Origin of the sequence: Vibrio sp. OY15 (genome assembly GCF_000742455.1) — a bacterium.
GTDB classification, from domain to species: domain Bacteria; phylum Pseudomonadota; class Gammaproteobacteria; order Enterobacterales; family Vibrionaceae; genus Vibrio; species Vibrio alginolyticus.
Window position 1 is genome coordinate 36,252 of record NZ_JPIL01000031.1, and the last position, 22,147, is coordinate 58,398.

General features: G+C 45.6%; 20 protein-coding genes. 2 read left to right on the forward strand and 18 right to left on the reverse strand.

From position 1 onward, the window contains the following. Window position 1: 1 nt before the first annotated feature. The 18 genes from IJ23_RS22645 to IJ23_RS22730 form a co-directional block, all read right to left on the reverse strand. Window positions 2–4,528: a DUF6701 domain-containing protein gene (locus tag IJ23_RS22645; RefSeq protein ID WP_033907413.1), complete on the reverse strand. Its 4,527-nt coding sequence runs from the start codon at window positions 4,526–4,528 to the stop codon at window positions 2–4. Between the two features lie 4 nt (window positions 4,529–4,532). After that, a complete protein-coding gene (locus IJ23_RS22650; protein WP_033907414.1) occupies window positions 4,533–4,967 on the reverse strand; it encodes a hypothetical protein in 435 nt (144 codons plus the stop codon). Next, entirely contained in the window at window positions 4,957–5,670 is a 714-nt protein-coding gene (locus IJ23_RS22655) for a PilW family protein (protein WP_033907415.1), read from the reverse strand. Before IJ23_RS22655 ends, IJ23_RS22650 begins: the two co-directional genes overlap by 11 nt. Continuing rightward, complete coding sequence (locus IJ23_RS22660; RefSeq protein ID WP_025767603.1) at window positions 5,670–6,251, reverse strand: type II secretion system protein; 582 nt, start codon at window positions 6,249–6,251, stop codon at window positions 5,670–5,672. Before IJ23_RS22660 ends, IJ23_RS22655 begins: the two co-directional genes overlap by 1 nt. Then, window positions 6,248–6,727 carry a type II secretion system protein gene (locus tag IJ23_RS22665; protein ID WP_025767602.1) on the reverse strand — a complete coding sequence of 160 codons (480 nt, stop codon included), beginning with the start codon at window positions 6,725–6,727 and terminating at the stop codon, window positions 6,248–6,250. Before IJ23_RS22665 ends, IJ23_RS22660 begins: the two co-directional genes overlap by 4 nt. Window positions 6,728–6,842: 115 nt before the next feature. Next, entirely contained in the window at window positions 6,843–7,076 is a 234-nt protein-coding gene (locus tag IJ23_RS22670; RefSeq protein WP_005388453.1) for a type II secretion system protein, read from the reverse strand. A gap of 70 nt (window positions 7,077–7,146) precedes the next feature. After that, entirely contained in the window at window positions 7,147–7,608 is a 462-nt protein-coding gene (locus IJ23_RS22675) for a type II secretion system protein (RefSeq protein WP_033907416.1), read from the reverse strand. A 291-nt stretch (window positions 7,609–7,899) separates the two neighbouring features. Further along, complete coding sequence (locus tag IJ23_RS22680; protein ID WP_033907417.1) at window positions 7,900–8,361, reverse strand: hypothetical protein; 462 nt, start codon at window positions 8,359–8,361, stop codon at window positions 7,900–7,902. Window positions 8,362–8,364: 3 nt separating this feature from the next. Beyond that, entirely contained in the window at window positions 8,365–9,588 is a 1,224-nt protein-coding gene (locus IJ23_RS22685; RefSeq protein ID WP_005381186.1) for a type II secretion system F family protein, read from the reverse strand. 8 nt (window positions 9,589–9,596) lie between these two features. Beyond that, window positions 9,597–11,321, reverse strand: coding sequence for a GspE/PulE family protein (locus IJ23_RS22690; protein ID WP_005381188.1), 1,725 nt, complete (start codon window positions 11,319–11,321; stop codon window positions 9,597–9,599). Next, the gene (locus IJ23_RS22695) at window positions 11,318–12,412 is read right to left on the reverse strand and encodes a tetratricopeptide repeat protein (protein ID WP_173646021.1); all 1,095 of its coding nucleotides are present in this window, start codon (window positions 12,410–12,412) and stop codon (window positions 11,318–11,320) included. The genes IJ23_RS22690 and IJ23_RS22695 overlap by 4 nt, the downstream gene beginning before the upstream one ends. After that, window positions 12,409–13,254, reverse strand: a complete 846-nt coding sequence (locus IJ23_RS22700; RefSeq protein WP_033907419.1) for an ExeA family protein — start codon at window positions 13,252–13,254, stop codon at window positions 12,409–12,411. Before IJ23_RS22700 ends, IJ23_RS22695 begins: the two co-directional genes overlap by 4 nt. Window positions 13,255–13,298: 44 nt before the next feature. Then, window positions 13,299–14,939 (reverse strand): pilus (MSHA type) biogenesis protein MshL, encoded by a 1,641-nt coding sequence (gene mshL / locus IJ23_RS22705; protein ID WP_033907420.1) that lies wholly within the window; start codon window positions 14,937–14,939, stop codon window positions 13,299–13,301. 20 nt (window positions 14,940–14,959) lie between these two features. Continuing rightward, a complete protein-coding gene (locus IJ23_RS22710; protein WP_033907421.1) occupies window positions 14,960–15,292 on the reverse strand; it encodes a hypothetical protein in 333 nt (110 codons plus the stop codon). Then, window positions 15,285–15,935: a type II secretion system protein GspM gene (gspM, locus tag IJ23_RS22715; protein ID WP_005381197.1), complete on the reverse strand. Its 651-nt coding sequence runs from the start codon at window positions 15,933–15,935 to the stop codon at window positions 15,285–15,287. The genes IJ23_RS22710 and gspM overlap by 8 nt, the downstream gene beginning before the upstream one ends. Further along, complete coding sequence (locus tag IJ23_RS22720; protein ID WP_033907422.1) at window positions 15,932–17,377, reverse strand: hypothetical protein; 1,446 nt, start codon at window positions 17,375–17,377, stop codon at window positions 15,932–15,934. The genes gspM and IJ23_RS22720 overlap by 4 nt, the downstream gene beginning before the upstream one ends. 11 nt (window positions 17,378–17,388) lie before the next feature. Then, a complete protein-coding gene (gene csrD / locus IJ23_RS22725; RefSeq protein WP_005381201.1) occupies window positions 17,389–19,398 on the reverse strand; it encodes an RNase E specificity factor CsrD in 2,010 nt (669 codons plus the stop codon). Between the two features lie 242 nt (window positions 19,399–19,640). Continuing rightward, a complete protein-coding gene (locus IJ23_RS22730) occupies window positions 19,641–20,180 on the reverse strand; it encodes a single-stranded DNA-binding protein (protein WP_005381235.1) in 540 nt (179 codons plus the stop codon). A gap of 277 nt (window positions 20,181–20,457) precedes the next feature. Between IJ23_RS22730 and IJ23_RS22735 the strand changes: the two genes are divergently transcribed. Beyond that, on the forward strand, window positions 20,458–21,102 hold the full coding sequence (locus IJ23_RS22735; RefSeq protein WP_033907423.1) for a LuxR C-terminal-related transcriptional regulator: 645 nt from the start codon (window positions 20,458–20,460) through the stop codon (window positions 21,100–21,102). Window positions 21,103–21,261: 159 nt separating this feature from the next. Then, window positions 21,262–22,134 (forward strand): UTP--glucose-1-phosphate uridylyltransferase GalU, encoded by an 873-nt coding sequence (gene galU / locus IJ23_RS22740; RefSeq protein WP_005381239.1) that lies wholly within the window; start codon window positions 21,262–21,264, stop codon window positions 22,132–22,134. Window positions 22,135–22,147 lie beyond the last annotated feature (13 nt).

Below are 22,147 nucleotides of genomic sequence, written 5' to 3' on the forward strand. Positions count from 1 at the left end.
GTTACTGTCCGGTTAACCCTGGCTCACCACGGTAAATCACGCGATCGTTACCACGATGAATACCAAAGGTGACGACGGAGGATGGGTTTTCTTCACCAGCTTTCTTATTGTCCCAGTTGTACTTGAGCCAAGGTAAGCCATTTTTTGAATCATCAAGATCTAACCAAACGCGTGTTTGCTGACGGTATGGTTCAGCTTGAGTTGCAGTAACAGATCGAGAAGAACCAGAAGACACTTCACCACCAGCTCCTAGTGTAACCGCTTTAGGATCAGCATCAGTACCTGTTGGCCAAATATGCCTTTCAGCGGCAGTGACACCTTTCACATCGGTTTGATTGTCATTAGGGTTGGCGATAAAGCGGCTACCATTCCAGTATTCGATTCTTAGAGGAATATGTAAGGTCGCCCCCTGATTTCCACCAACATCATCAAGAGCGATGCGACCAAAGCGCACATCCGGTTGTGCCAGCAACACTTGTGCCACGCTGGTAGTCAATTGTTCATTGCCGTTAACGCTACTTTTAAACCTGAATAATGTCGGGTCAACATAGCTACTGGTTTTACCACCAGAATTGCTCAGTGATAGGCTAATCGTGGTACTGGTAGATTTGTCCGCCACCACTTTCGAGTTAAACGGCCCATCGGGCAAAATTGGTTTGCTCCATTGAACCGAATTATCCCACTGCTTACGCCACACCGCGCCGCTCCAGTTTTTATCGCCGAGATCCGCATTCGCGATATTCAAGCGATCCGAATGTTCACCGGACAGATAGAAATCGGCTTTTAATCCACTAGCAAACAAACCGTAGTTTTGTGTCGCGCCGCCACTGGCATTATAGGCGGTCACAGCAAAGCTTACCGAATCGAAAGCCTGCCCCATGTAGGCCGACTCGCCCTGGTTATCCGGATAGTCCCAGTTGGTTTCCGTAACGTTAAAGTAAGCCGGATAGAAGCGACCTATTGTCGCTATTGCATCCTTAATTTTGAACGCGCTACTACCTAAATAGCTTGAGGTACCCAGCGGTTTGCCGTTTTCATCACTCGCAACTGGTGCAGCTACGCTAAATTCAAATGCGCCGACTTCCGAGACCGACTGCGGCAGCATCACCTTACCATTGGCCCATTTGCTCCCCTCCGGCAATGAGGTATTCAACAGCGTGGCTGACGCCCCCTCAGCCGGGTATTTCACGCTGTTGGCGATGGTAATGGCCGGCTCCTGGTAGTTTTTGGCGACCTTTTCTGTATTTTCATCCGCCGCCTGATAGGCGGTCACGGTCAGGTCAAACAACTCACCAGCGGCAACAAAACTGTTGCTACAGCCAGAAATGGCCTTGGTGCAGGTACCGTTTTTATCCGCTTTGGTTGCTGTTAGCTTCAGATACTCAGGGAAGCTGACAAAGCTGGCAAAGCCAGCAGAATCGCCCACACCATCGACGCTCGCATTGAGCTTCACTTTACCTGCTTCCGGATACTTAATTTTAAAGTACGCCTTGCCCTGCGAGTCAAAATACACATTTTTCAACACTATACTTTGTGTCTTAAGTAAAGTTGGCTCACTTGTCCAGTCGACCGTGTTGTTGCCGACCTTTCTCTTGTACCAGATCGACACCGGCTGAGTTTTATCAACCGGTGCAACTTCATACGCCATCGACATTCTCACGTTGCGCGACTCACCGTCCGCATCTGCCTGAGCAGAACAGAACGACAAGTGATCCTCACCCTGGCTCTGGCGGTTGGCCACCACATCGGCCACGTTGACCGCTAAAACATTCTTAACGAAAGTCACCTCACAGTTCTCTGCCAAGAGCTCGCCGCCATTAATACGACAGCGTGCACCTTCAAAACCAAACTGCGGTACCGAGCTGCTGGCCACGCCCATGGTAATAGTGCCAGATTCCGAAGCCTGTAGCGCTAATTCCTTCTGGTTTTGAACAGTTACCTGTGTACCACCGACCCAGTTAGCAATGTCATGCCCCGCCGAAGGCGTCAGCGTCACATTGAGTGGCTTAAGCATCCCGTTATTGTATGCGTCGCGCGGATAGCGCTTGCTACAGTCCGCATTCATGCACGCTCGCAGCTCCACTTGAGAGGCCTGACAAGTGCTGCCTGAGCCCGAATAATCAAACTCAAAGTGGTGGATGCCTTCGGTCAGTGGGATGGCCTCATCGGCACATACCTGGAAGTTATCAATCTCATGAGTATTGGTCGACCAACCGGTTGATGCGGTGACAGAAAGGCGGAAGTTCTCTGGCACCGTATTAAAGCTGCCCTGCTGAAGTACATCAAACTTCTCGATTAGTGTTTTCCATTCTCCTGTATCTATTTTTCTTTCGACCGTGAGATAATATTTACCTGACTCACGTGAGTTGAGCACGATTCTGTATTTATGTAAGCCACTGCGGGGACCATCAATATCTTCAACTGGCAGATCTTTTCGACTAGGTTCATAGCCCTTAATGTATTTATAGCCCTTAAGCCACTGACCATTTGAGTCCGTGGAGCCGGGACCACGAACACCTATCAAGTTCTGTTTTCGTGGTGAATATTTATCAACAACCTCTCCACCAGTACGGTAATAGTTACCGTATTCATCAAGACCGATTCCTAGCCAACCTCCAGCAAAGCCTTCAATGTCTTTAGTCACTTCTTCGCTGTGGTTTTTCTGCAGCTTCATCCCGTAGCCCAGCGGGCCGCCAAAGGCACCGGTTTTCGGCAGCACATTGGCATCCGACAGCACCAGAGCTATACCATCAGCACCATCACCACCAAAGGCGTAATGATCAAACTCAATCTGCAAATAGTTTTGTGCCGATGGAAAGACATAATTGTAGGCCGACGCCGTGGCCTGACGACGTATACTTTCATTCAGCCTGAAACGCCCATTGTTCGTCTGCGGCTGGGTACTGCTTTCAAAGCCCATCACTGACCAGTTGGCCAGGCTGCCGTTATCGAAGTTTTCGGGTGGTAATGGCTTACACTGCTTAGGCTGAGGAGGCGTCCAGCACGGCTGCGGATAGTCCGGTTTGACAACTTGAGTTGAGCCTCGCATATCAAGCCAACGGCTTGTGACTGCACCATAAATTTGTTCGCCGGTATCCAGCACCAGGCTCTTGGCAAGAATAAAGCCTTTAAACTGTTGTGACGTGGCGGTTTTGAAATGCACACTCGCCTGTGGCCCATAGATCACCGGCAATACCAAATCACTTTGTGTGGTACGGTAATCAAAATAGGCATCTTCGAGTTTAAAATCAGCATTGTTGCCGGTATACGAGCCGGGCGTCTGATTCGTACCCACCACATTCCAGGTAACGTTGCTACCAAAAATCAGCTTCGGCTTGGCGCCTATATTTTTGAAAGTTTTCACTGTCAGGTTGGTGTTATCGGCCAAATATAGTGAGAGATTGGACTTAGACTCGTAAACCAACTCTTCTATTTTGCGTTCACCAGCGATCTTCAGCTCAACCTTTTGACTGTTTGCACTTTCAATAATCTTTAGTCGTTTAAGGTCGCGCTTCAAGCTGATGACAACGCGATCGCCGAATTCTTGGTAACTACAAACATCTGAACCATTACCACAAACCTTGCCATAGTATTTTTTTGCACTTGGATTCGTACGAATAACCTGTTGTTTAGTGGCGTTAAAGGTTGCGTTCAGAGCACTCGGTTTTTCCGCTTTGCGTCGCTCTGTCAGGCCATCACCACCCGCCAAACTGCCATCTCCCGCCAAACCATCTTTCGGGAAACAGCCAAACTCGTTATTACAGATATAAGGGGTTTTGTCCTTGTACAACTGTGAGGCCTGCTCACCGCTATCAAAGCCCACGCGCAGGTTGCGCCACTCGCTGCCGCTGTCCCAGTTCTGTTTGTAGGTGTAGAAGTTGCGGCTGTCCGCCAGATATTCGTCAGACCAGCCCAACGCCCTGACAGTTGAATTAGTCACAATCAGTTTGCTTTCTTCCTGCTGCCAGCCTTGGACAGGTTCAGGGAAAAGTTGACACACGTGATCCGGTACAGCAAAGCTTGATGCTGGAGGGATGGGAGGAGTAGGCCTTGCCCCAGGCTCACAATCTAAATCAGATAACCCATTACCGATTTCAAACAAAACGTCAGCGCTATCTGAAACTTGTGAAAAAGATTGGCCTTTAGCGGCAACTTCTTTTATAAGCAAGCCTTCTTTATAAAGCAGATAAGCCAAATCCGCCGTATACGTATGCCCGTGCTTCGTAACGTTATCATATTCAATACGAACTACGTACTTCTGGCCGGGTTCCAGGTCCTGCTCATGGAATATTCCTCGGTAAGAGCTGGGGGAGTAGTTTTCAACGGACCAGAGCGGATAGAGAGTGACGTTGCCCTTTCCCTGCTTTTTCAAGTAAATAACGCCATCACTCACTGCCACCTGGTAATTAGCTTCGACCGAAAACGACTCTTTTAGATGGACCGAACAAGACTCCGTAGCTTGCCAGGTATCCGCGTATGAAAAGGCAGACAGTGATAGCGAAATTAAAAATAGTATGGTCTTTTTCATTATTCTAATCCTTTACCCAAACCTCTTGCTGACGCTGTACCTGTATAACCCCAGAACCACACGTTGCCGTGGCCTGCACCTTAAAAAGAGATTCAGCGTCAGGGGTACCCTCATTGAAAGTACCTATATCTGTACATGCCATCGCATTAACCTTGCACCCACTTCCCACAGCTACCGGCGGAACGGCACCGCTAACCTCCCCACTGCATACGGTCGCGATATCTGTTGTACTTGTATTTAACGGATACATCTTGGTCAGAGCCCACTCATTTGCAGACTGAGCAACAAACCAAGCTTTTGTTCCCAAAAACTCTCTTGTTAATCCGCTTTGGTTCGACCATGTCACCTTCATTAAAGAGGAAGCCAAATATCCCATTACAATAATTACGAATAACACGATGATTAGTACATTTCCGCTGGAGTTTCTTCTATGGGACATTGAGCACCTGCACATCTTGTTGATACACACTACGTTCACCATCCTGCTCAAACTCTAAATTGATATGAACTAAACCACCTCGTTGCAGAGTAGGCTCTAGATAACGCATACCACTTACGGACGTATCGACACTATCTGCAACCGTAATATCATTTCGCGTAACTCGCTTGGTATCAAAACAGTAGCGAATCTCTGACTTCTCTTGATAAATATAAAGACGACTAGAAACTGAGTTGCCCACAACCGTATTTGCCGCCCCACTAACGACAAAAACGTTATCTGTTTTTGCTAAACCACCAATGGCTATATTTTGCGAAGAAGTTGATTTTAAATCTTCATATCGGCTCGGATTTATCACCATCCTGCGATTCGAAGGAATAGGATTAAGCGTTGAGTCATTACCTAGCAAAAACTCTAAATCATTATTCTTAAAAGTGTAAAAACCAGAATACTCAATCGGAACAAATTCTAAGCAATGGGAAGCATCCTTTGGTATATGGAAACTATTAGGTACAGCATGGCGGATTTCACGCGTCATCTTTTCTAAAACAAACTGAGCCTGCGTTTGTATTCGTTGGCGATCGATAGTATCAGCGTAACCTTTCATTCCTAACTGGACATACCCAGCTATCCCCAACATGATGAAGCTGCCGACCACAATCGTAACTATCATTTCCATTAAGGTGAAACCACGATCTTTCATCAGTAGTTCCCCTTAATAGCTGTTAAAGTAAGGGGCTGCGTGTTCCCCGCAAAAATCCTTAATGTTACTTTTTTGTATTCGGTTATTTCATCGGGAGCTTTATCCGTCAGATCATCATAGGCAACGCTAATTTCTAATCTAAAGTTTTTGTACTGCTCAGTACTGTCCGCACCAAGTACATCACTAATATTCCCTCTAGGGATACCATCACACTGAGAAGCCGTTGTAGATGTGCTCCAACACCCGATATAGTCATCGACATCATTGAAATCACTAGGCGTTGTTTCCAAGGAACCGTCTAGTTTTTTATCCGCACCTAATTTATTTACGTCAGTGCAGCTCACTCCATTCTCACCACACCGAACGGTGCCACCATCAAAGTCGCTGTTTTCATCGAAGCCTCGCGCCAATATCTGAGACATAAAACCTTGGCCTAATGCGGCAGCGCGGGTTTGATAATGAGGGATGGCGGAATCTCGAATCTGAGGGACAAGAAAAGAAGTAAACGCCACCATCGCAATACCCATCAAAACAATCGCGATGATCATTTCTATTAAAGTCATGCCACTAGATTTCTTCATGAGCATGTACCTTTAGAAACATAACCTTGAGAATTAATTTCAACTTGGCAGCGGCTTCGACCATGTTTATCTTCAATTAAGATGTTTACAGCACCGCTTACAGGATTGCCGAGAAGGTTAAAATTAACTGTATTTGCGGCACCGCTGATAACAGAAAAATTTGCGGACTTATCGATAACCACGTCACTACGAGCATCTCGTGCACTGCCTGTTAGTGCACAGGCAGCAACCGAACCAACACATGAGCTAGAAACTTGTAAACGAAAGTTGTTATCAGGACTTGTAGCATTCGACTGCATACGATTCACTTGCACTTGGCGAATCACAGAAATCACACGTTCTTGTAATGCATATGCAGAAAAACTGCCAGAGTCCATAAAACGGCTGGCTGCAAAAAGTGAAAGGATGGAGAGGAGAACAATCACGAGGATTAACTCCATTAACGTGAACCCTAATGCAGAGCTGCGAATTTTCATAACCCAACCTTAGGCTTAGAACAAGCGAGATAAGTATACGATGAAATTATGAGATTAATGATAGGTTTATAATTTTTCGATTCAAAGTGTGAACAGACGAACAAATAACCAATGTCTAGTTATTTTGCCCTTTTGAACGACCAATCTCTTCTTCAATTCGATCGTAAGTTTCTTTATTGCTCAGCGTTTCAGAAACGTGCTCGGCGGTCTGCTTGGTTTGCTCCCACTTCGCTTCGTAAGTTTCTGGCTCGAAGCTGATAAATCTTGGTAATACCACATAACCGATCACACCTAAGATAATCAGCACAACCACAAACTCTATCGCACTAAGACCCGATGATTTACGCATATGAGCTATTCCGATATTCATCAAAATAAAGAGATAAAGGCCAGACTAGCTGGCCTTTATATTAAAGAAATTACTCGTCTGTACAGCTAGCAGAGCCTTCAACAATAGAGGTTTTCGCTGGGACGTTTTCTGTAGCTTGTGTGTAAAGCACACAGCTATCAGAAAAACCTTTAATACCGAATAGAACACCCGTATCAGCGCCACTTGAAGCTTTCTTAGCCCAATCAGTATCCAGACCATCAACCACTAATTCTAAATCATCTTTAGTTGCTTTAGGGTAACCATAAACAAGGTTCAAAGTTTTGCCGGCAGCACTGATAGAACCAGTTGGACCATCCTGACTCTCAATTGCAGCTTTTCCAAAAGCAATACCAGAACCACCATCAATGGCACCTTTCAGGCCTTGAAGAGCAGACTCACGAGCATCATCTTGCAGGTTAAGGAAACGTGGTGCTGCAGTGACCGCTAGAATACCTAGGATTACAATTACCACTACCAATTCGATAAGGGTGAAACCACCTTGTCTTTTCATTGTTTACTCTCTCTATGTAAGCATGCAGTACAACTGCAAAGTTTTGTTTAGGTCACGCGACCATTTTGGATATTGTCAAAACGGTTTGGGGCAGCAACGTTCACTAAAACTGACCGTGAAGTGGATACTGTATCTACCGCTTGAGCAGAATGACGATTCGCCATTATTCGGTTCATGCTGCAATGAGAAAAACACATTATTGTTTACCCACTATTACAGCCTGTTACTTATGGTAATGATTGCATTATACCGACTTTCATTACCAATTATAGTGATTAGGTGTCAAAAAATTCACTCCGCCGACATTTCGACGTCTATTTTCAGTTGATTAGCAGTTAAGATAACTACAATCGACTGACCATTTTCATAAGTGTAGTGACAGACATAACGATCAGTTTTGATGGCTCCATTGATATCTATTAACTTGTTGGTCATTATTTTACGTTGGGGGTAATGCACCGCTAGCCAATAACCACAATCTAATACACCTTGCTGAGTAAAGGGAGACACTAACCCGTCCTCAGTCATAGTAAGGTTAAAACCATCCATCAGCATATGTTCTGGCTCGCCTTGTACTAGCCAAGCTTGACGATAACGCTGAACACTATCTTGCATCCAAACTCTCGCCAACTTAGCCCCAGTTACTTGTGCTTGCTCGGTGACAGGACGTAATTTGACCGCCAAACCCACCGCCATAATCGTAGCAATAACCCCAAACACAATAAGCGTTGCTCGGCTTTGATTTTCAACCACCTATTAGCCGCCTTTGATGATGTCGAGCATTCCCCACATTGGTAGGAAGATACCCAATGCCAGCACCATGACCATGCCTGCGACAATCACCAAAAGTAATGGTTCTATTCTTGCGGTCAGCGTTTTTAGATCGTAATCGACTTCTCGATCGTAAAAGTCCGACACCTCCAGCAACAACTCATCAATACGACCAGTTTCTTCACCTACTGCAATCATCTGAATCACCAATGGGGTGAATATTTTACTGTTGATGGCCGTCACTGAAATGGTGCTACCCGCTTCAATTGCGGACTTCATCTCAAGAATTCGGTTTTCTAAAAAACGGTTCCCTAAGGCTTCCCCGGCCAAAGCCAAAGACTGGTTAAGTGGCACACCTGATTTCAGCATCAACGAAAAGGTTCTGGCAAAACGAGAAAGCTGCGCACGATTAACGATATCGCCTACAATTGGCAGCCGAAGCCGAAACTTATCGAACTTCTCCCGACCATCAGCCGTCGCCACCCACGCTCTGAACACCGTAAACGCGCCAATCATTGCCACAACCAGCAACACCCAATAATTAACAAAGAAATTAGAAGTCGCGATCAAAATACGCGTCGGCAGTGGTAGCTCAACCCCAAAGCGCGTGAACATCGATGCAAACTCAGGGATCACCAAGATATTCAATACAAACATGGCGATGGTGATAAAGATAATGACAAACGTCGGATAACGCATCGCCGCTTTAATGCGTTTGCGAGTCTCAAGTTCCTGTTCGTAGTAATTCGCCAGTTGCAATAGCGCTTGGTCAAGCCGACCCGTATTCTCACCGACGTTGATCATAGAAACGAACAGTGGGCTGAATACTTTACTGTGTTGCTGCATCGCAGAAGACAAACCTCGGCCATTACTCAGTTCAGAAACGACATCTTCTAGCGCCTCTTTGAGCTGTTTGTTTTCGCAATTTTGCAACAAGCCACGCATAGAGCGCAACAAAGGTACGCCAGCTTTAGTCAAACTAAACAACTGGCGAGAGAAAAGAATAATTACTTCCAACGGAATAGCAGGCACAAACAGCTTAGACAAGCTCACTTGGCTTTTTGCCGACTCTTTCTCTAACCGTACATTGAGCGGGATGACCCCTTTGTTCATCAATGCTTCCGCCGCAGCTTCTGAGTTCACTGCTTCGATTTTGCCGTTAGTGGATGAGCCGTCTAGCGTGCGGCCTTGATAACGAAAAGTTGGCATTCACTTACCTATATGAAAATGGGATCAGTCTTACCAGAAGCATCGCCCTCACCTAGGGTCATCACTTCGTCCAAACTGACGGTGCCTTGTAGCGCCAGTTCCATTGCAGAAGCAAGCAGTGGCTTATAGTTTTCTGAGCGGCGCGCGGCTTGCGCAAAGCCAACCGCATCATTGGCGCGCAATTTATCCATCATCTCTTGCTCAAGTTCGAGCATTTCAAACACACCGATTCGGCCTCGATAACCAGTCAAATTACAGTTTTGGCAACCTGCGCCTTTATAAAAAATGGTGCTAACTTGATTTGGGAAACGCCCAGCTAACCACTGCTGGCGAGACTCATCTAAGTGGTCTTCTGTTTTACAATCGGGGCAAACTCGGCGCACAAGACGCTGCGCCACCACAGCTCTGACTGCACTAGCAACCAAGTAACCCGGCGCACCCATGTCGATCATACGTAACGCACTGTCGACAGCATCGTTGGTGTGGAGAGTACTCAATACTAAGTGACCCGTTAGTGCAGCTCGCAGACCAATTTCTACCGTCTCTTGGTCACGCATCTCACCAACAAGAATGATGTCTGGGTCTTGACGTAAAAAGGTTCTAAGAACACGCGAGAAAGTTAGATCGATCTTGCTGTTAACCTGTACCTGAGTGATGCGAGGCAGACGATATTCAACCGGGTCCTCTGCTGTAATGATCTTTTTCCCAGGTTCGTTGAGCTCACTCAATGCGCCGTAAAGCGTGGTGGTTTTACCGGAACCTGTCGGCCCGGTAACCAAAATCATGCCGTGCGGACGCGCCAACTGTCGACGCAAGCGAGCAAGCAAGTCTGGCGGCAAGCCCGACTCTTCTAACGGACGCAAACCAGCGGACTGGTTAAGCAGACGCATTACCACAGATTCTCCGTACTGCGTTGGTAACGTCGACATACGAATATCAATTGATTGGCCACGAACTTTGATATTGAATCGGCCATCTTGTGGCAAGCGCTTTTCAGAAATATCTAGGTGTGCCATCAACTTCAGTCGAAGAACCAAAGCCGATGCAATATTCACTTCATTTAAGAGCGTTTCATGCAATACGCCATCAATACGCTGGCGCAAACGCAATACTTGATCGTCTGGCTCAATATGAATATCCGAAGCTCCAACCTGTACCGCATCTTCAAACATGGAATTAACCAGCTTTACAACGGTAACCTCTTCACTATCGGCTTCATCAATACCGTAATCAAAGCTTTGTACATCTTTATGCTCCTCATGCAGCTGCTCAGCAAAGGAGGCTATTTCTTTAGTACGGCGGTAATAGCGGTCAAAGCTTGAAATGAGCTGACGCTCTGAAGCCACAATGAACTCAAGGTTGTATTGGCCCAACAAGTTCATCAATGATTCTTGGATGAACAAGTCCGCAGGGTCACTCATAGCAACGCGCAGTGTGTCCCCATTTCGAGCAACGACCATCGCACGTAAGCGACGTGCGTGTACCTCAGGTAGAATCTGCACGGCTTCGGCATCCACAGGCGCACGACCAAGATCGATCAGTGGCAAGCCAAGCTGCTGAGACAAGAAGTCCAACATCTGCTTTTCGGTAATAAAACCAAGGTCAATTAACGCATCCCCTAGCTTCTGCCCGGTACTGCGTTGTGCGTTTAGTGCTTGCTGGATTTGTTCTTCAGAGACGATACCTTCCTCTACCAGAAGATCGCCCAAGCGTTTTCTCAACTGAATTTTCATTGTGCGCTCTCCAACTCTTTCAAGATGCTCAAACGGTCACGGATAAATGCTTGCGATTGATTCGAAATGCCAACTTTACCCAGAGCTTGGTTGTAAGAGTGAATCGCGGCAGTAAAAGCCAGGGCGCGCTCTTGTTGAATAGCCAAACCTAACCACCAGCGCGCGTTTTCCGGCTCACGCTGAGTTAGGAGTTGATAGCTCTCAAGCGCAATGTCATTTTGCTTGTGTTTTTGTGCCAATGCCGCACGCATCGCCAAGTAATCTCGACTTGGTACTGGAGGCAAATGAACAAGCGGGCTCAGCGCCGCTTCAGGTTGATTAGCTTTCACTAACAACTTAGACAAGGCCAAGCGGAGTACTTGGTTGTTCGTATCTAGGTTGATGCCTTCTTGAATAATCTCATATGCTTTACGCGTGTCACCTTTACCAAAGTACAACGCTGATAACTTTTGACGCGTGTCTGCATTCATTGGCTCATAACGCAACGCCTCGGCATAAGCCGATAACGCTGTTTGCATATCGTTAGCATCGAGTGCCTTTTCCGCTCGACTAACAGCCTTAAGGGAAAGCTGACGATGTGTAAGCTCAACCTGCTCAATACGCATTGAGCTGTTTTCTGATGTCGTGCGGGTTACGTGATCGTATTGCTCCTCGCTCGGCATCGTTGCTAACTGCGCGAGTAAAACTTCATCTTCAGAGGCGATATTTATCTCAGATTTTGGCGTGAACCTATCAGTCTCTTGCATGTGAGGCTGTTGCGCGACCGGCTGTGTGGCTGGTTTAGTGTAAACCACTTGAGTTGTATCGGGCGTCATTTTACTCGTTGGCGAGTGAGTGCGCTCCGATGAAACAATTGGTGAGACATTCACAGACGACAATGGCATAGCATCGGTTTGAAATTGTGATAGCTCGCCTGAAGGGACAGGACCGCGAGAAACCGCCCAGCTTCCGACCGCAAGGCTTAACGAAAAACCGGCCACAAGCCAAAGCCAAGGTTTACTGCGTGAGACACTTGGAATCTCCGCACGAGTAAGCTCTGACGGCGATGTTTTTTCAGCAAGTTCTGATAATGCTTTATTGATGGCACTCAAGGTTGACTCCATCCCCAAAATACGGGTGTTTTAAACTTAGGTTTACGGGCATCAAACGTATCGTGCATAGCGGCGTAAACGTGATGATTTTTCAATAGTGTGCAACGCTCATTAAATGCAGCAAGCAACGACTTGTGGCTAATTTGGTTTATCAAGCGCGGAATCCCCATGGATGAACGCCAAATCGCTTTTTTCTGTTCAATAGAAAAAATGTGCGCCCCATTGCCTGCTTTATCTAAACGATTATTGATGTAAGCCACGCCTTCATCGATAGAGAGAGGACGTAACTGGCAACTAAACGTAATGCGTTGACGAAATTGCCTTAGCTCATGGTTAGCTAATCTTTCATCCAACTCAGGTTGTCCGAATAACACCAATTGAATGAGCTTATCTTGTTCCGTTTCTAGGTTGCCAAATAGACGCAATGTTTCTAAAGCTTGTGGGGAAAGAGCTTGCGCTTCATCAACGATCAAGACGGTTTTCTTTCCCAAGGCATGTACTTGAATCAAGTGCTCTTGAATGAGGGAAACGATGCGCAGCGGATCATCGTTCTCAATACCCAACTCTCTGGCGACAGCAAACTGCAACTGTTCCCCATTCAACACTGGATTGGGTAAGTAAATAAGCTCAACTTCAGATTCAATCTGCTCGATCAGCTTACGGCATACCATGGTTTTTCCAGTGCCGACTTCTCCCGTCACCTTAATCACCCCTTCTCCCATTTGCACGGCAGCTAGGATGGTTTGGATCGCCTCATAGTGAGGGACTAACCCCAAGAACATTTCGGTATTTGGGGTTAACGAAAAAGGCTGAACTCGGAACCCAAAGTGTGACAAGTACATACTCGAATCACAAACCTATTGAAAAACAGAACCTTTCCCAGCGCTTATTGCGCATCTGGGAACCACTCTTGCAGCAGATCACGAGAGCGCTCTAGCTCTTTCTGCCAAGAGTTCACGCCAACTACGGTCGGTTTTAGCAAGATGACCAATTCTGTTTTCTCAGTTACGTTATTCACGTTGCGGAACAAGTGCCCCAGTGCTGGTACATCGCCCAAAAATGGGACTTTAGAAACAAGCTCACGATTTTGCTGTTTCATCAACCCGCCGATAACCACAACATCGCCATCTTTAGCACGAATAACCGAGTCTGATTCACGAATAGAGCTTTTCGCTAATGGCAGTTGGATGTTTTGGAAATCTCCGCCCAAGTTCAATTGCTTCACTTCTTCCGTGACTTCAATAACTGCGGGGTGAACATGCAGGAACACATTGCCTTTGTTATCAATTTGCGGAGTCACATCGAGGGAAATACCCGAGAAGAATGGCGTCAGTTCCACTTCAGGAACTGCATTTGAGTTTTCACCGTTGCCTGCATTGCTCGATAGCTCTGTAACAAAGTACTCATCGGTACCGACCTTGATGACAGATTTTTGGTTGTTGGCAGCGGTAATACGAGGGCTCGAAAGGACGTTCAAGTCACCTTGCGTAGACATGAAGCTCAATACAGCATTGAAGTTACCATCAGAGATAGTCACGTTGGTTTGACCGCCCAATAGCGTGCCAATCGCATCCAATGGTGGTAATGCCGATGCAGGGCGGTTGACTACGATACTACCCGAGTTACCAATTGACGCCGATAAGTTTGACCAGTTGATGCCTTGTTGGTAGCCATCATTCAACGTCACTTCTAGGATTTTAGCTTCAAGAATGACCTGGCGCTGCATGCGCTCCTGCGATACACCTAAGAACTCGCGTACTTCGCGAATATCATCTGGAAATGCTCGAACCGTAATAACTCCCGCTTGTGGCGTTACAACCACACTTTGCCCTTTGCCTGAACCAATTAGATTCGCAACAGCTTGCTGCAGCATCGGCCAGAAATCACTTTCAGTGATGGTTTCAATGCGTGTACCGCCCGTAGATGTGGTCGAGCTATCGTTGTTGTTTCCATTGTTAGAGTCTGACGAGTCAGAACTGTCTGAGCTACCACCAGAATTAGACGTACCAGCCGAGGTTACAGAGCCCGTAACAATGCTGGTTAACGAGCGACCAGAACGCTTGAACTGTAGGTAATCGACTGGAATGGTCACAGTACGCATACCTGCTGGGTAGATTTGAATAACTTTGCCAGACTTCACCACGTCATAGCCATACATATTCTGTACGACATTCAGAACTTCATCCAATGTCACATCTGACAAGTTGACGGTGATATTACCTTGTACCGATGGATGAATCGCCACGCTGTACTCTGTGCCTTTCACCAACGAGGCGAAAAAGCTTCTTGCATCGACCGCATTCGCTTGAATACGAAAACGCTTCGAGGTGCCTTGCTCTGATGCAACGTTCGAGTCTAAATTTGGCATCAAGTCTGCCTCAACAGAAGAAGGGATTTCTTCCAATGTGCGGCTGTTCGCTTGATTGATCGATTCATTGAGCGCTTCTTTAACTTCCACTGGATTCCGATGACCCATTGAACATCCCATTAAAGAAGCAATCGTTATTCCTACAACTAATTTGCGCATATCTGATCGGGCTCTGGTTATTATTGTTTTACGTTTAAATCAAAAAGCTCTAGGTCCCACTGACGGTTACCACGCTTTAAAGTTACAAATTCACTATTAATGCTCGCGACGCGATAACCCTTAAATAGCTCGCCTTTTTCGACAAGTTTGTTATCCATAATCGCGATACAATCAGTACTTGGCTTACACACAATACTGTTGAGCTTAGGCAGTCGATACCGTTTAACTTTTGGTTTCGCTGACGTTTCAACCGCTGGCTTTTCCCAACTAAGTGGGGCCGTTGGGTCCTGGTTTGCCCAAGCGGTTCCTGCCGCTGCCATAACAAGCAATGAGATGATGAGTTTGTTAACCACCAATAAACTCCTCTCTAGATCCTAGTGTGTAGACTTCTAACACAAGCTTCGCTTTCGGGTACTCTTCGACTTTATAACTAAAGCTTCGCCAGTAATAACTCGCAGGAAGGCTCTCCAATTTATTCAGATAATTAGCAATAGAAAAATAGTCACCAGTCAGTTCCATACGAACAGGATGCACGTAGTAACCAGAGTATTGCGATGCTTCTTTATCTTCCGTTATTGGCTCAGATGGCAAGGTTTGCAGAGACAAAAGGTGAATGCCACTTTGCTGCTCCAACACATTTTCAAGCAGCTCAGCCATTTGCGAAGGTGTAATAAGATGCTCGATGATCTCCGCTAATTGCATCGAAAGATGCTGACTCTCAGCTAACAGATTAGATATCGCGCGATCAATCTCAGCATTTGGATCTTTCTTAAGTTGCGCCTGAATACGTAGCGTATCGATTTCAATCTTTTGATTTGCTTGCTTTAAATTACTTAGTTGCCTCTCATTACTGATGATCTCGTTAAGCTTTGGCTCCAATACCAGCGTAAAGAGCAACATGATCACGACAACTAAACCGCACAATGCGGTGAGCACTTTTTCACGCGTACTCATTTCGCCAAAGCGCCCTTCTAATGAGAGCCAGAATTCGTTCATTTCTCTTTATCCTCGCGCGTTTTTAGTTCAAACGTCACAATATCCTTATCATTTCGACCTATTTTGACGTCGTCAAACGTTCGACCAACCAAGCTAATTTCGTTTTTAAATTGGCTAACCCAATTTGGCACTGAGCTCGGTTGTTTCGCTAGCCCCTTCAGGTCTAAGGTATGGGTATTGATTCGAATTTCGGACAAAGAAATTTCTTGGTTTCCTAGCTTCGCTAATGATTGCATCACGCCAGAGTAACCCGTGCGTTGCGAGTCATCGTATTTCCCGACAGCTTTAAGCGAGTCTCGCTTCGCCTTGACTTCACGCTCTAAGCGGGCTTTAGCTGCCAGCTTATTATTGTCAGGTTGATGTTTACGTAGCTTGACTTGATAACGTTCAAGCTCTGACTTCATGATATCGCCTTTACTTTTTACAATAGCAATCTCATCTTCCAAACCGCTGCTCTGCCAAGTGACATAACCGTAAGAAAATAGAATTGCAGCCGCCGCAACGCCCCAAGATAACGCGATATTTTTTAGCGTCAGGAGCTCTTTTTTCGGTTTTAAGTAATCGGGATATAAGTTGACGCGTCGAGTATTTGAAGTAGCCGCAGTGTCAGCCAAAACATGTCCTGATAGCTCATGTTCTGGTGGTAATAACGGTGAAACCTTAGTACTTAAACGGTAGTTCAGAGCCAGAACAAGCTCGCTCTCATCCTCTTCATCACAGCACACTTTCAATTGATGTAATTGCACGTGGCGTAACTGAGATGAAAGATAATCAATCGAACGTTGCAGTTCTAACGACAGACTGTCCATCTGTAAATCGCTAGACGGAACCCCCGTTAACGGTGGCGTCACACTGCGAATAGAGCGGTGGAACGCAATAGTATTTTCAACAAAAGCGCTTATACGGAAATGACCACGCACACTGCGTTGTAATAATAGGAAGTTTCCTAGTTCACCCGCAGTCTCTCCCCAAATATCGTCTTCAGGAAGAATGGCTTCTAATGGTAACTGGGCTCGGCTGGCCAGTAACACAATCTTATCCAATATTTTTCGCGATAAGACGTATGCTTGCACTTTGGTTGAATTCGGTAACTCGACCGCATCGGCAATAATGTCGATGGCACGCTCAGAGATCAGTTCTTTCAACAAAAACGGTAATGCAGCTGGCCATTCTTGACGCGGCATGACCGGTTTGTCGATTTGGTACATCTGGTAATAGTTATGAGAAAGAATAACCGTTAATGAATCATACGCACTCGCTGCAACGCTCAATGCTTGCTCAACGGCTTTTTCCCAATTGGACTCAGAAATATCAAATTGGTATGGACGACTACTTTTGATTGAAGATGATAAATAAACGGCGTCTGGCTGAATAACCAAAAAGCAGGAGCGACCACCACTAGATGATCGCTTAAGCTTGTCGAATAGTGCTTTGAAATCCATGATTATTATCTTTATTTTTTCCGCCAGCGATTTCGTCTTCCCAATTTAACTTGGGATTCTGATTGAGAATTCGGCAACGCTTGGGGACGAGGAAGAAACTGCTGCTCCGCAGAAAAGTAACGCCCTTGCCCACCATAAACCCCGAGCTCAATTAATGTGTTGAGCTCGTTCTGATTCTCAATTCCCACTGCTATAATTTTAGTTTTACTGTTTGCCGCCGCACCTAGCATACTGCGGACAAATAGCTGGTTTTCATGTCGTTGGTCGATTTTTGCTACTAAACTGCGATGAAGTTTAAGGTAACGAATGTCCACTTCTTTTAAATAGTGAGTGCTGACGATGGTACGCCCAGCCTGCCCAACCATTAAGTGGCACCCTAAACCGGCCAGCATTTTAGCGACTGGTCGCATAAAGTCTAAGTGTCTTACAAATTGTGCTTCAACAAACTCAAAACTGAGACACTTTCTCTGCTCACGTGACAACTGTAAGAGTTCATCACGAAACCATTTAAAGTACTCTCGGTTAGAAAATGGCGTTACATTCAAATTGAGCGCATACGATCTTGAGTTATCAAAATTATCCTTAAACTCTCTTAAGAATTTATTAATAACCGACTTATCCATTTGCGCTTCATAACCAACCTGTCTGATCGCAGAAATGAACCGAGACGCTTTAACAATCCCATTCTCAGGATCGCGAATCCGACATGTTAACTCTTCATATAATGATTTTTTATGCGTCGCGTCACTTATTGGGTGCACAGATTGTGCGTAGAGTATCACACTTTCAGGTGTAAGTGCTGTGTCAAATAACGTTCTCCACCTCACACTTCCGCGAGCTTCTTCATCGTGGTTCCATTTTTTGAAGCGACTCCAATTATTGTTATTTTGTAGTTGCGCACTACGCAAAGCAGTCTCGGCTTCATCAATGATTTGGCTGTGTCGCTCACCTTCTTTATAAGTGGTGATGCCAATATGGCACCAGTTGTCTGGATCAAGTGGCTCTGGCGGCATTAACTTTTCTAACTGGCGAATGCATTGCGAGGCGAGGTTAGCCACATCTTTCGCACTTTGGTGCGGTAGAAAAAGCGCAAAATCAGCATCGTAATAACGGGAAAATACAACATCTGGGTATCGTTGAACTAAATTGGACAATAAACTCCCAACTTCAACAATAAACTCATCCGTAATTTGCTTATCTTGCTCTTCTTCAACCAGTTTCCAGTCTTGAATACGAACTAGCAACACGGCGCCGCGAGCCCCACTTTCTAGTAACGCCGATTCCAACTTGCTATCAAATAACACTCGGTTAGCGGTACCGGTTAGCTTATCAAGGAAGGTTTGAGTTCGAATAAAGGTATCAAATCGGCTTCGCTCTTGACGCGCATCTTGTAACTCTTCGATTAATACATCGAGCGCTTCACTGGCGGTGTAAGGCCATTCTTTTTTGTCACCTTTGGCATACTGCTCCACCCTACCAGCCAGGATCATTCTGCCTCGCTCTTCGAGCATTTCGGAGCCTTCTAATTGTTCCTTAAGCCATGCCACGCCGCGCATTAAGCAGAAGATGATCAATATAACGGCAAGCGTGATCGACCAAAGCGCCTGCATTGAGTAGCTGTAACCTAAGTAAGGGGGAATTGCTTTAAAGTGAATCGTGTAATCTTGATTGTGAGTCAACTGGTACTCAGCCTCAAACAAGACTGACGCTTCCATTTGATGAGAAGTATCTTTGAAGCGATAAACAACGGCGTTGTTGGTCGACAACGTCATTTCGACAATATTGGAAGCCTGCAGCATTTTCGGCATCCAGCGCTGCATAGAATAAGCGGCGTCAGGATCTTCCATCTCCTTGTCGACCACCTCTACGATCCCTTCTAAATAATGGGTGAGATATTCCTGCCCAAGACGTTTAAAAGAGAGGGTGCCACCGACAAACAAGATAAACATGGCGCAGATAACGATCATGGTGACGAAGGCCACCAGCCGTGTGCTTAACTTAAGAGTTGGGGTATACCTCATGAATACCAAATTCCTTTTTTATTCATCATATACCTTATTGAAATATTTATACTTGATAAGAGTTCATCAAACAATCGGATTAGTCTGATAGTGAGAGGCTGGAGCATAAAGAAAATCACACTCATTGATAAGTTTTATTGTTACGCCTAACCTTGCCAAGATAAGCCTGTGAGATCATTAGATTGCGACAATAAAAAAGGCCGCGATATTCGCGGCCTTTTCGATTCAAGCATAAGCAGAATTTAGAACGGGATATCGTCGTCAAAATCCATTGGTGGCTCATTGTACTGCTGCTGTGATTGCTGCGGAGCCTGTTGTTGTGGTTGCTGTTGCTGAGGCGCATTGTACTGCTGCTGAGCTGGCTGTTGAGGCTGACCCCATCCACCTTGTTGCTGCTGTTGACCGCCCATAGGTGCGCCGCCACCTTGAGCACGACCGCCAAGCATTTGCATCACACCATTGAAGCCTTGAACAACGACTTCAGTTGAGTAGCGATCTTGACCACTTTGATCTTGCCATTTGCGAGTTTGCAGTTGCCCTTCAATGTAGACTTGAGAGCCTTTACGCAAGTACTCACCTGCTACTTCCGCAAGTTTGCCGAACAACACAACACGGTGCCATTCCGTTTTTTCGCGCTGTTCGCCAGTCGCTTTATCACGCCATGAATCAGAAGTCGCAATAGTAATGTTTGCTACTGCACCGCCATTCGGCATGTAACGAATTTCAGGGTCGTTACCTAGATTCCCCACCAAAATAACTTTGTTAATTCCACGGCTGGCCATGATGTGCTCCGTTTCACTCTGGATATATAAAATTTTAGCGCATTAGAATAGCACGCTTTAATGTTTTGATTAAAGTCTAATACCATTGTGATCTATTGAGTCACCCTCTAGAACCCAAATCGTATTTCAACTTACGTGTGTAGCATTTTTGATTCGCGTTGCAGACATCGTTTCGTGAAGCTTTGAATTCGAACGCATTTATTCAGTAAAGCGATGGTTATGGCCTCTCTTTAATGCCAGTTTATGGCTTCTATTGAACCCAGGGAGATTGGAACACGTGAGAAAGTCGGCTTACGCAAGAAAGCTATTTCTGATCAGTATGGAAGATAATGCGCAAAAAAAAGTGGCGGCACTCGAAAAGTACATTGATATGAGCATCCCGGTGATTTCAACCGAAGCACTCATGGAAGCCAAGCCACAACACCGTAATAAAATTCTACTGATAGACTTCAGTGAACATAAATCACTTGTTCAATCGATCAAAAACTTGCCTCTTGTATGGAAAAACTTTGAAACCGTTGTCTTCAACGTGCCTAAAAGACTAACCACGGATGAACTTCTTTCATTTGGTCAATTAAAAGGTGTGTTTTATTCTGAAGATACGCTAGAGCAAATTGGAGAAGGGTTAAAAGGCATTGTTAACGGTCAAAACTGGCTGCCGCGTAATGTAACCAGTCAACTTTTACACTATTACCGCAATGTCATTAATACTCATACTGCACCAGCTACGGTAGACCTAACCATTCGTGAGCTACAAGTACTGCGTTGCCTACAAGCTGGCGCCTCGAACAGTCAGATGGCCGAAGAGTTATTCGTCAGTGAATTCACCATCAAATCGCACTTGTATCAGATATTCAAAAAGCTATCCGTAAAGAACCGAGTACAGGCAATCGCCTGGGCAGACCAAAACTTAATGTCGTGATGCAATGTGAGCGGCTCTGATAACTGAAATGACGAGTCGCTCATCTTTTTTCCGCACCGAGTCTCACATTTTTTCCTACTTTATTCATGATTCATTGCTACCTCTCGTGTTAAAGTTATGCGCAGATTCTTGATAAAAACGAGATAGGATATTCCCCCAATGATAAAAAAATGTCTGTTCCCTGCTGCAGGCTATGGCACACGCTTCCTACCGGCAACGAAATCTATGCCAAAAGAGATGATGCCAGTCGTGAACAAACCGCTTATTGAATACGGTGTCGAAGAAGCAATCCAAGCTGGTATGAACGGCATGTGTATTGTGACAGGTCGTGGCAAGCACTCGATCATGGACCACTTTGATAAGAACTACGAACTGGAACATCAGATTAGCGGTACCAACAAAGAAGAGCTGTTGGTAGATATCCGTGAAATCATTGAATCTGCAAACTTCACTTATATACGTCAACGCGAAATGAAAGGCTTGGGCCACGCGATTCTAACTGGACGAGAATTGGTAGGCGATGAGCCATTTGCTGTTGTTCTTGCTGATGACCTTTGTGTCAACGAGCAAGAGGGCGTACTGGCTCAGATGGTGGCACTATTTAAGCAGTTCCGCTGTTCTATCGTTGCAGTGCAAGAAGTACCAGCCGAAGAAACACACAAATACGGCGTTATCTCTGGTGAAATGATCAAAGACGACATCTACCGCGTAGACGACATGGTAGAAAAACCAGAGAAAGGCACGGCACCTAGCAACCTTGCTATCATTGGCCGCTACATCCTGACTCCCGATATTTTTGAACTGATTGAAAACACTGAACCAGGTAAAGGTGGTGAAATTCAAATCACTGACGCGCTGCTAAAACAAGCAAAAGCGGGCTGTGTATTGGCTTACAAATTCAAGGGCAAACGCTTTGACTGTGGTAGCGTTGAAGGTTACATCGAAGCAACTAACTATTGTTTTGAAAACCTGTATCTAAAAGATGAAAAAACCTCTGAGCTAGGTAAGCACGCAACACAAAAAGCAGTATAAAGCATCGTTATAG

What these genes read in the sequence shown, in the direction of transcription:
- IJ23_RS22645 (WP_033907413.1), bottom strand. Translation starts at nt 4,528, where the DNA reads ATGAAAAAGACCATACTATTTTTAATTTCGCTATCACTGTCTGCCTTT.
- IJ23_RS22720 (WP_033907422.1), bottom strand. Translation starts at nt 17,377, where the DNA reads ATGGATTTCAAAGCACTATTCGACAAGCTTAAGCGATCATCTAGTGGT.
- IJ23_RS22655 (WP_033907415.1), bottom strand. Translation starts at nt 5,670, where the DNA reads ATGAAAGATCGTGGTTTCACCTTAATGGAAATGATAGTTACGATTGTG.
- gspM (WP_005381197.1), bottom strand. Translation starts at nt 15,935, where the DNA reads ATGAACGAATTCTGGCTCTCATTAGAAGGGCGCTTTGGCGAAATGAGT.
- galU (WP_005381239.1), top strand. Translation starts at nt 21,262, where the DNA reads ATGATAAAAAAATGTCTGTTCCCTGCTGCAGGCTATGGCACACGCTTC.
- IJ23_RS22690 (WP_005381188.1), bottom strand. Translation starts at nt 11,321, where the DNA reads ATGAAAATTCAGTTGAGAAAACGCTTGGGCGATCTTCTGGTAGAGGAA.
- IJ23_RS22700 (WP_033907419.1), bottom strand. Translation starts at nt 13,254, where the DNA reads ATGTACTTGTCACACTTTGGGTTCCGAGTTCAGCCTTTTTCGTTAACC.
- IJ23_RS22685 (WP_005381186.1), bottom strand. Translation starts at nt 9,588, where the DNA reads ATGCCAACTTTTCGTTATCAAGGCCGCACGCTAGACGGCTCATCCACT.
- IJ23_RS22670 (WP_005388453.1), bottom strand. Translation starts at nt 7,076, where the DNA reads ATGCGTAAATCATCGGGTCTTAGTGCGATAGAGTTTGTGGTTGTGCTG.
- mshL (WP_033907420.1), bottom strand. Translation starts at nt 14,939, where the DNA reads ATGCGCAAATTAGTTGTAGGAATAACGATTGCTTCTTTAATGGGATGT.
- IJ23_RS22650 (WP_033907414.1), bottom strand. Translation starts at nt 4,967, where the DNA reads ATGTCCCATAGAAGAAACTCCAGCGGAAATGTACTAATCATCGTGTTA.
- IJ23_RS22660 (WP_025767603.1), bottom strand. Translation starts at nt 6,251, where the DNA reads ATGAAGAAATCTAGTGGCATGACTTTAATAGAAATGATCATCGCGATT.
- IJ23_RS22675 (WP_033907416.1), bottom strand. Translation starts at nt 7,608, where the DNA reads ATGAAAAGACAAGGTGGTTTCACCCTTATCGAATTGGTAGTGGTAATT.
- IJ23_RS22730 (WP_005381235.1), bottom strand. Translation starts at nt 20,180, where the DNA reads ATGGCCAGCCGTGGAATTAACAAAGTTATTTTGGTGGGGAATCTAGGT.
- csrD (WP_005381201.1), bottom strand. Translation starts at nt 19,398, where the DNA reads ATGAGGTATACCCCAACTCTTAAGTTAAGCACACGGCTGGTGGCCTTC.
- IJ23_RS22665 (WP_025767602.1), bottom strand. Translation starts at nt 6,727, where the DNA reads ATGAAAATTCGCAGCTCTGCATTAGGGTTCACGTTAATGGAGTTAATC.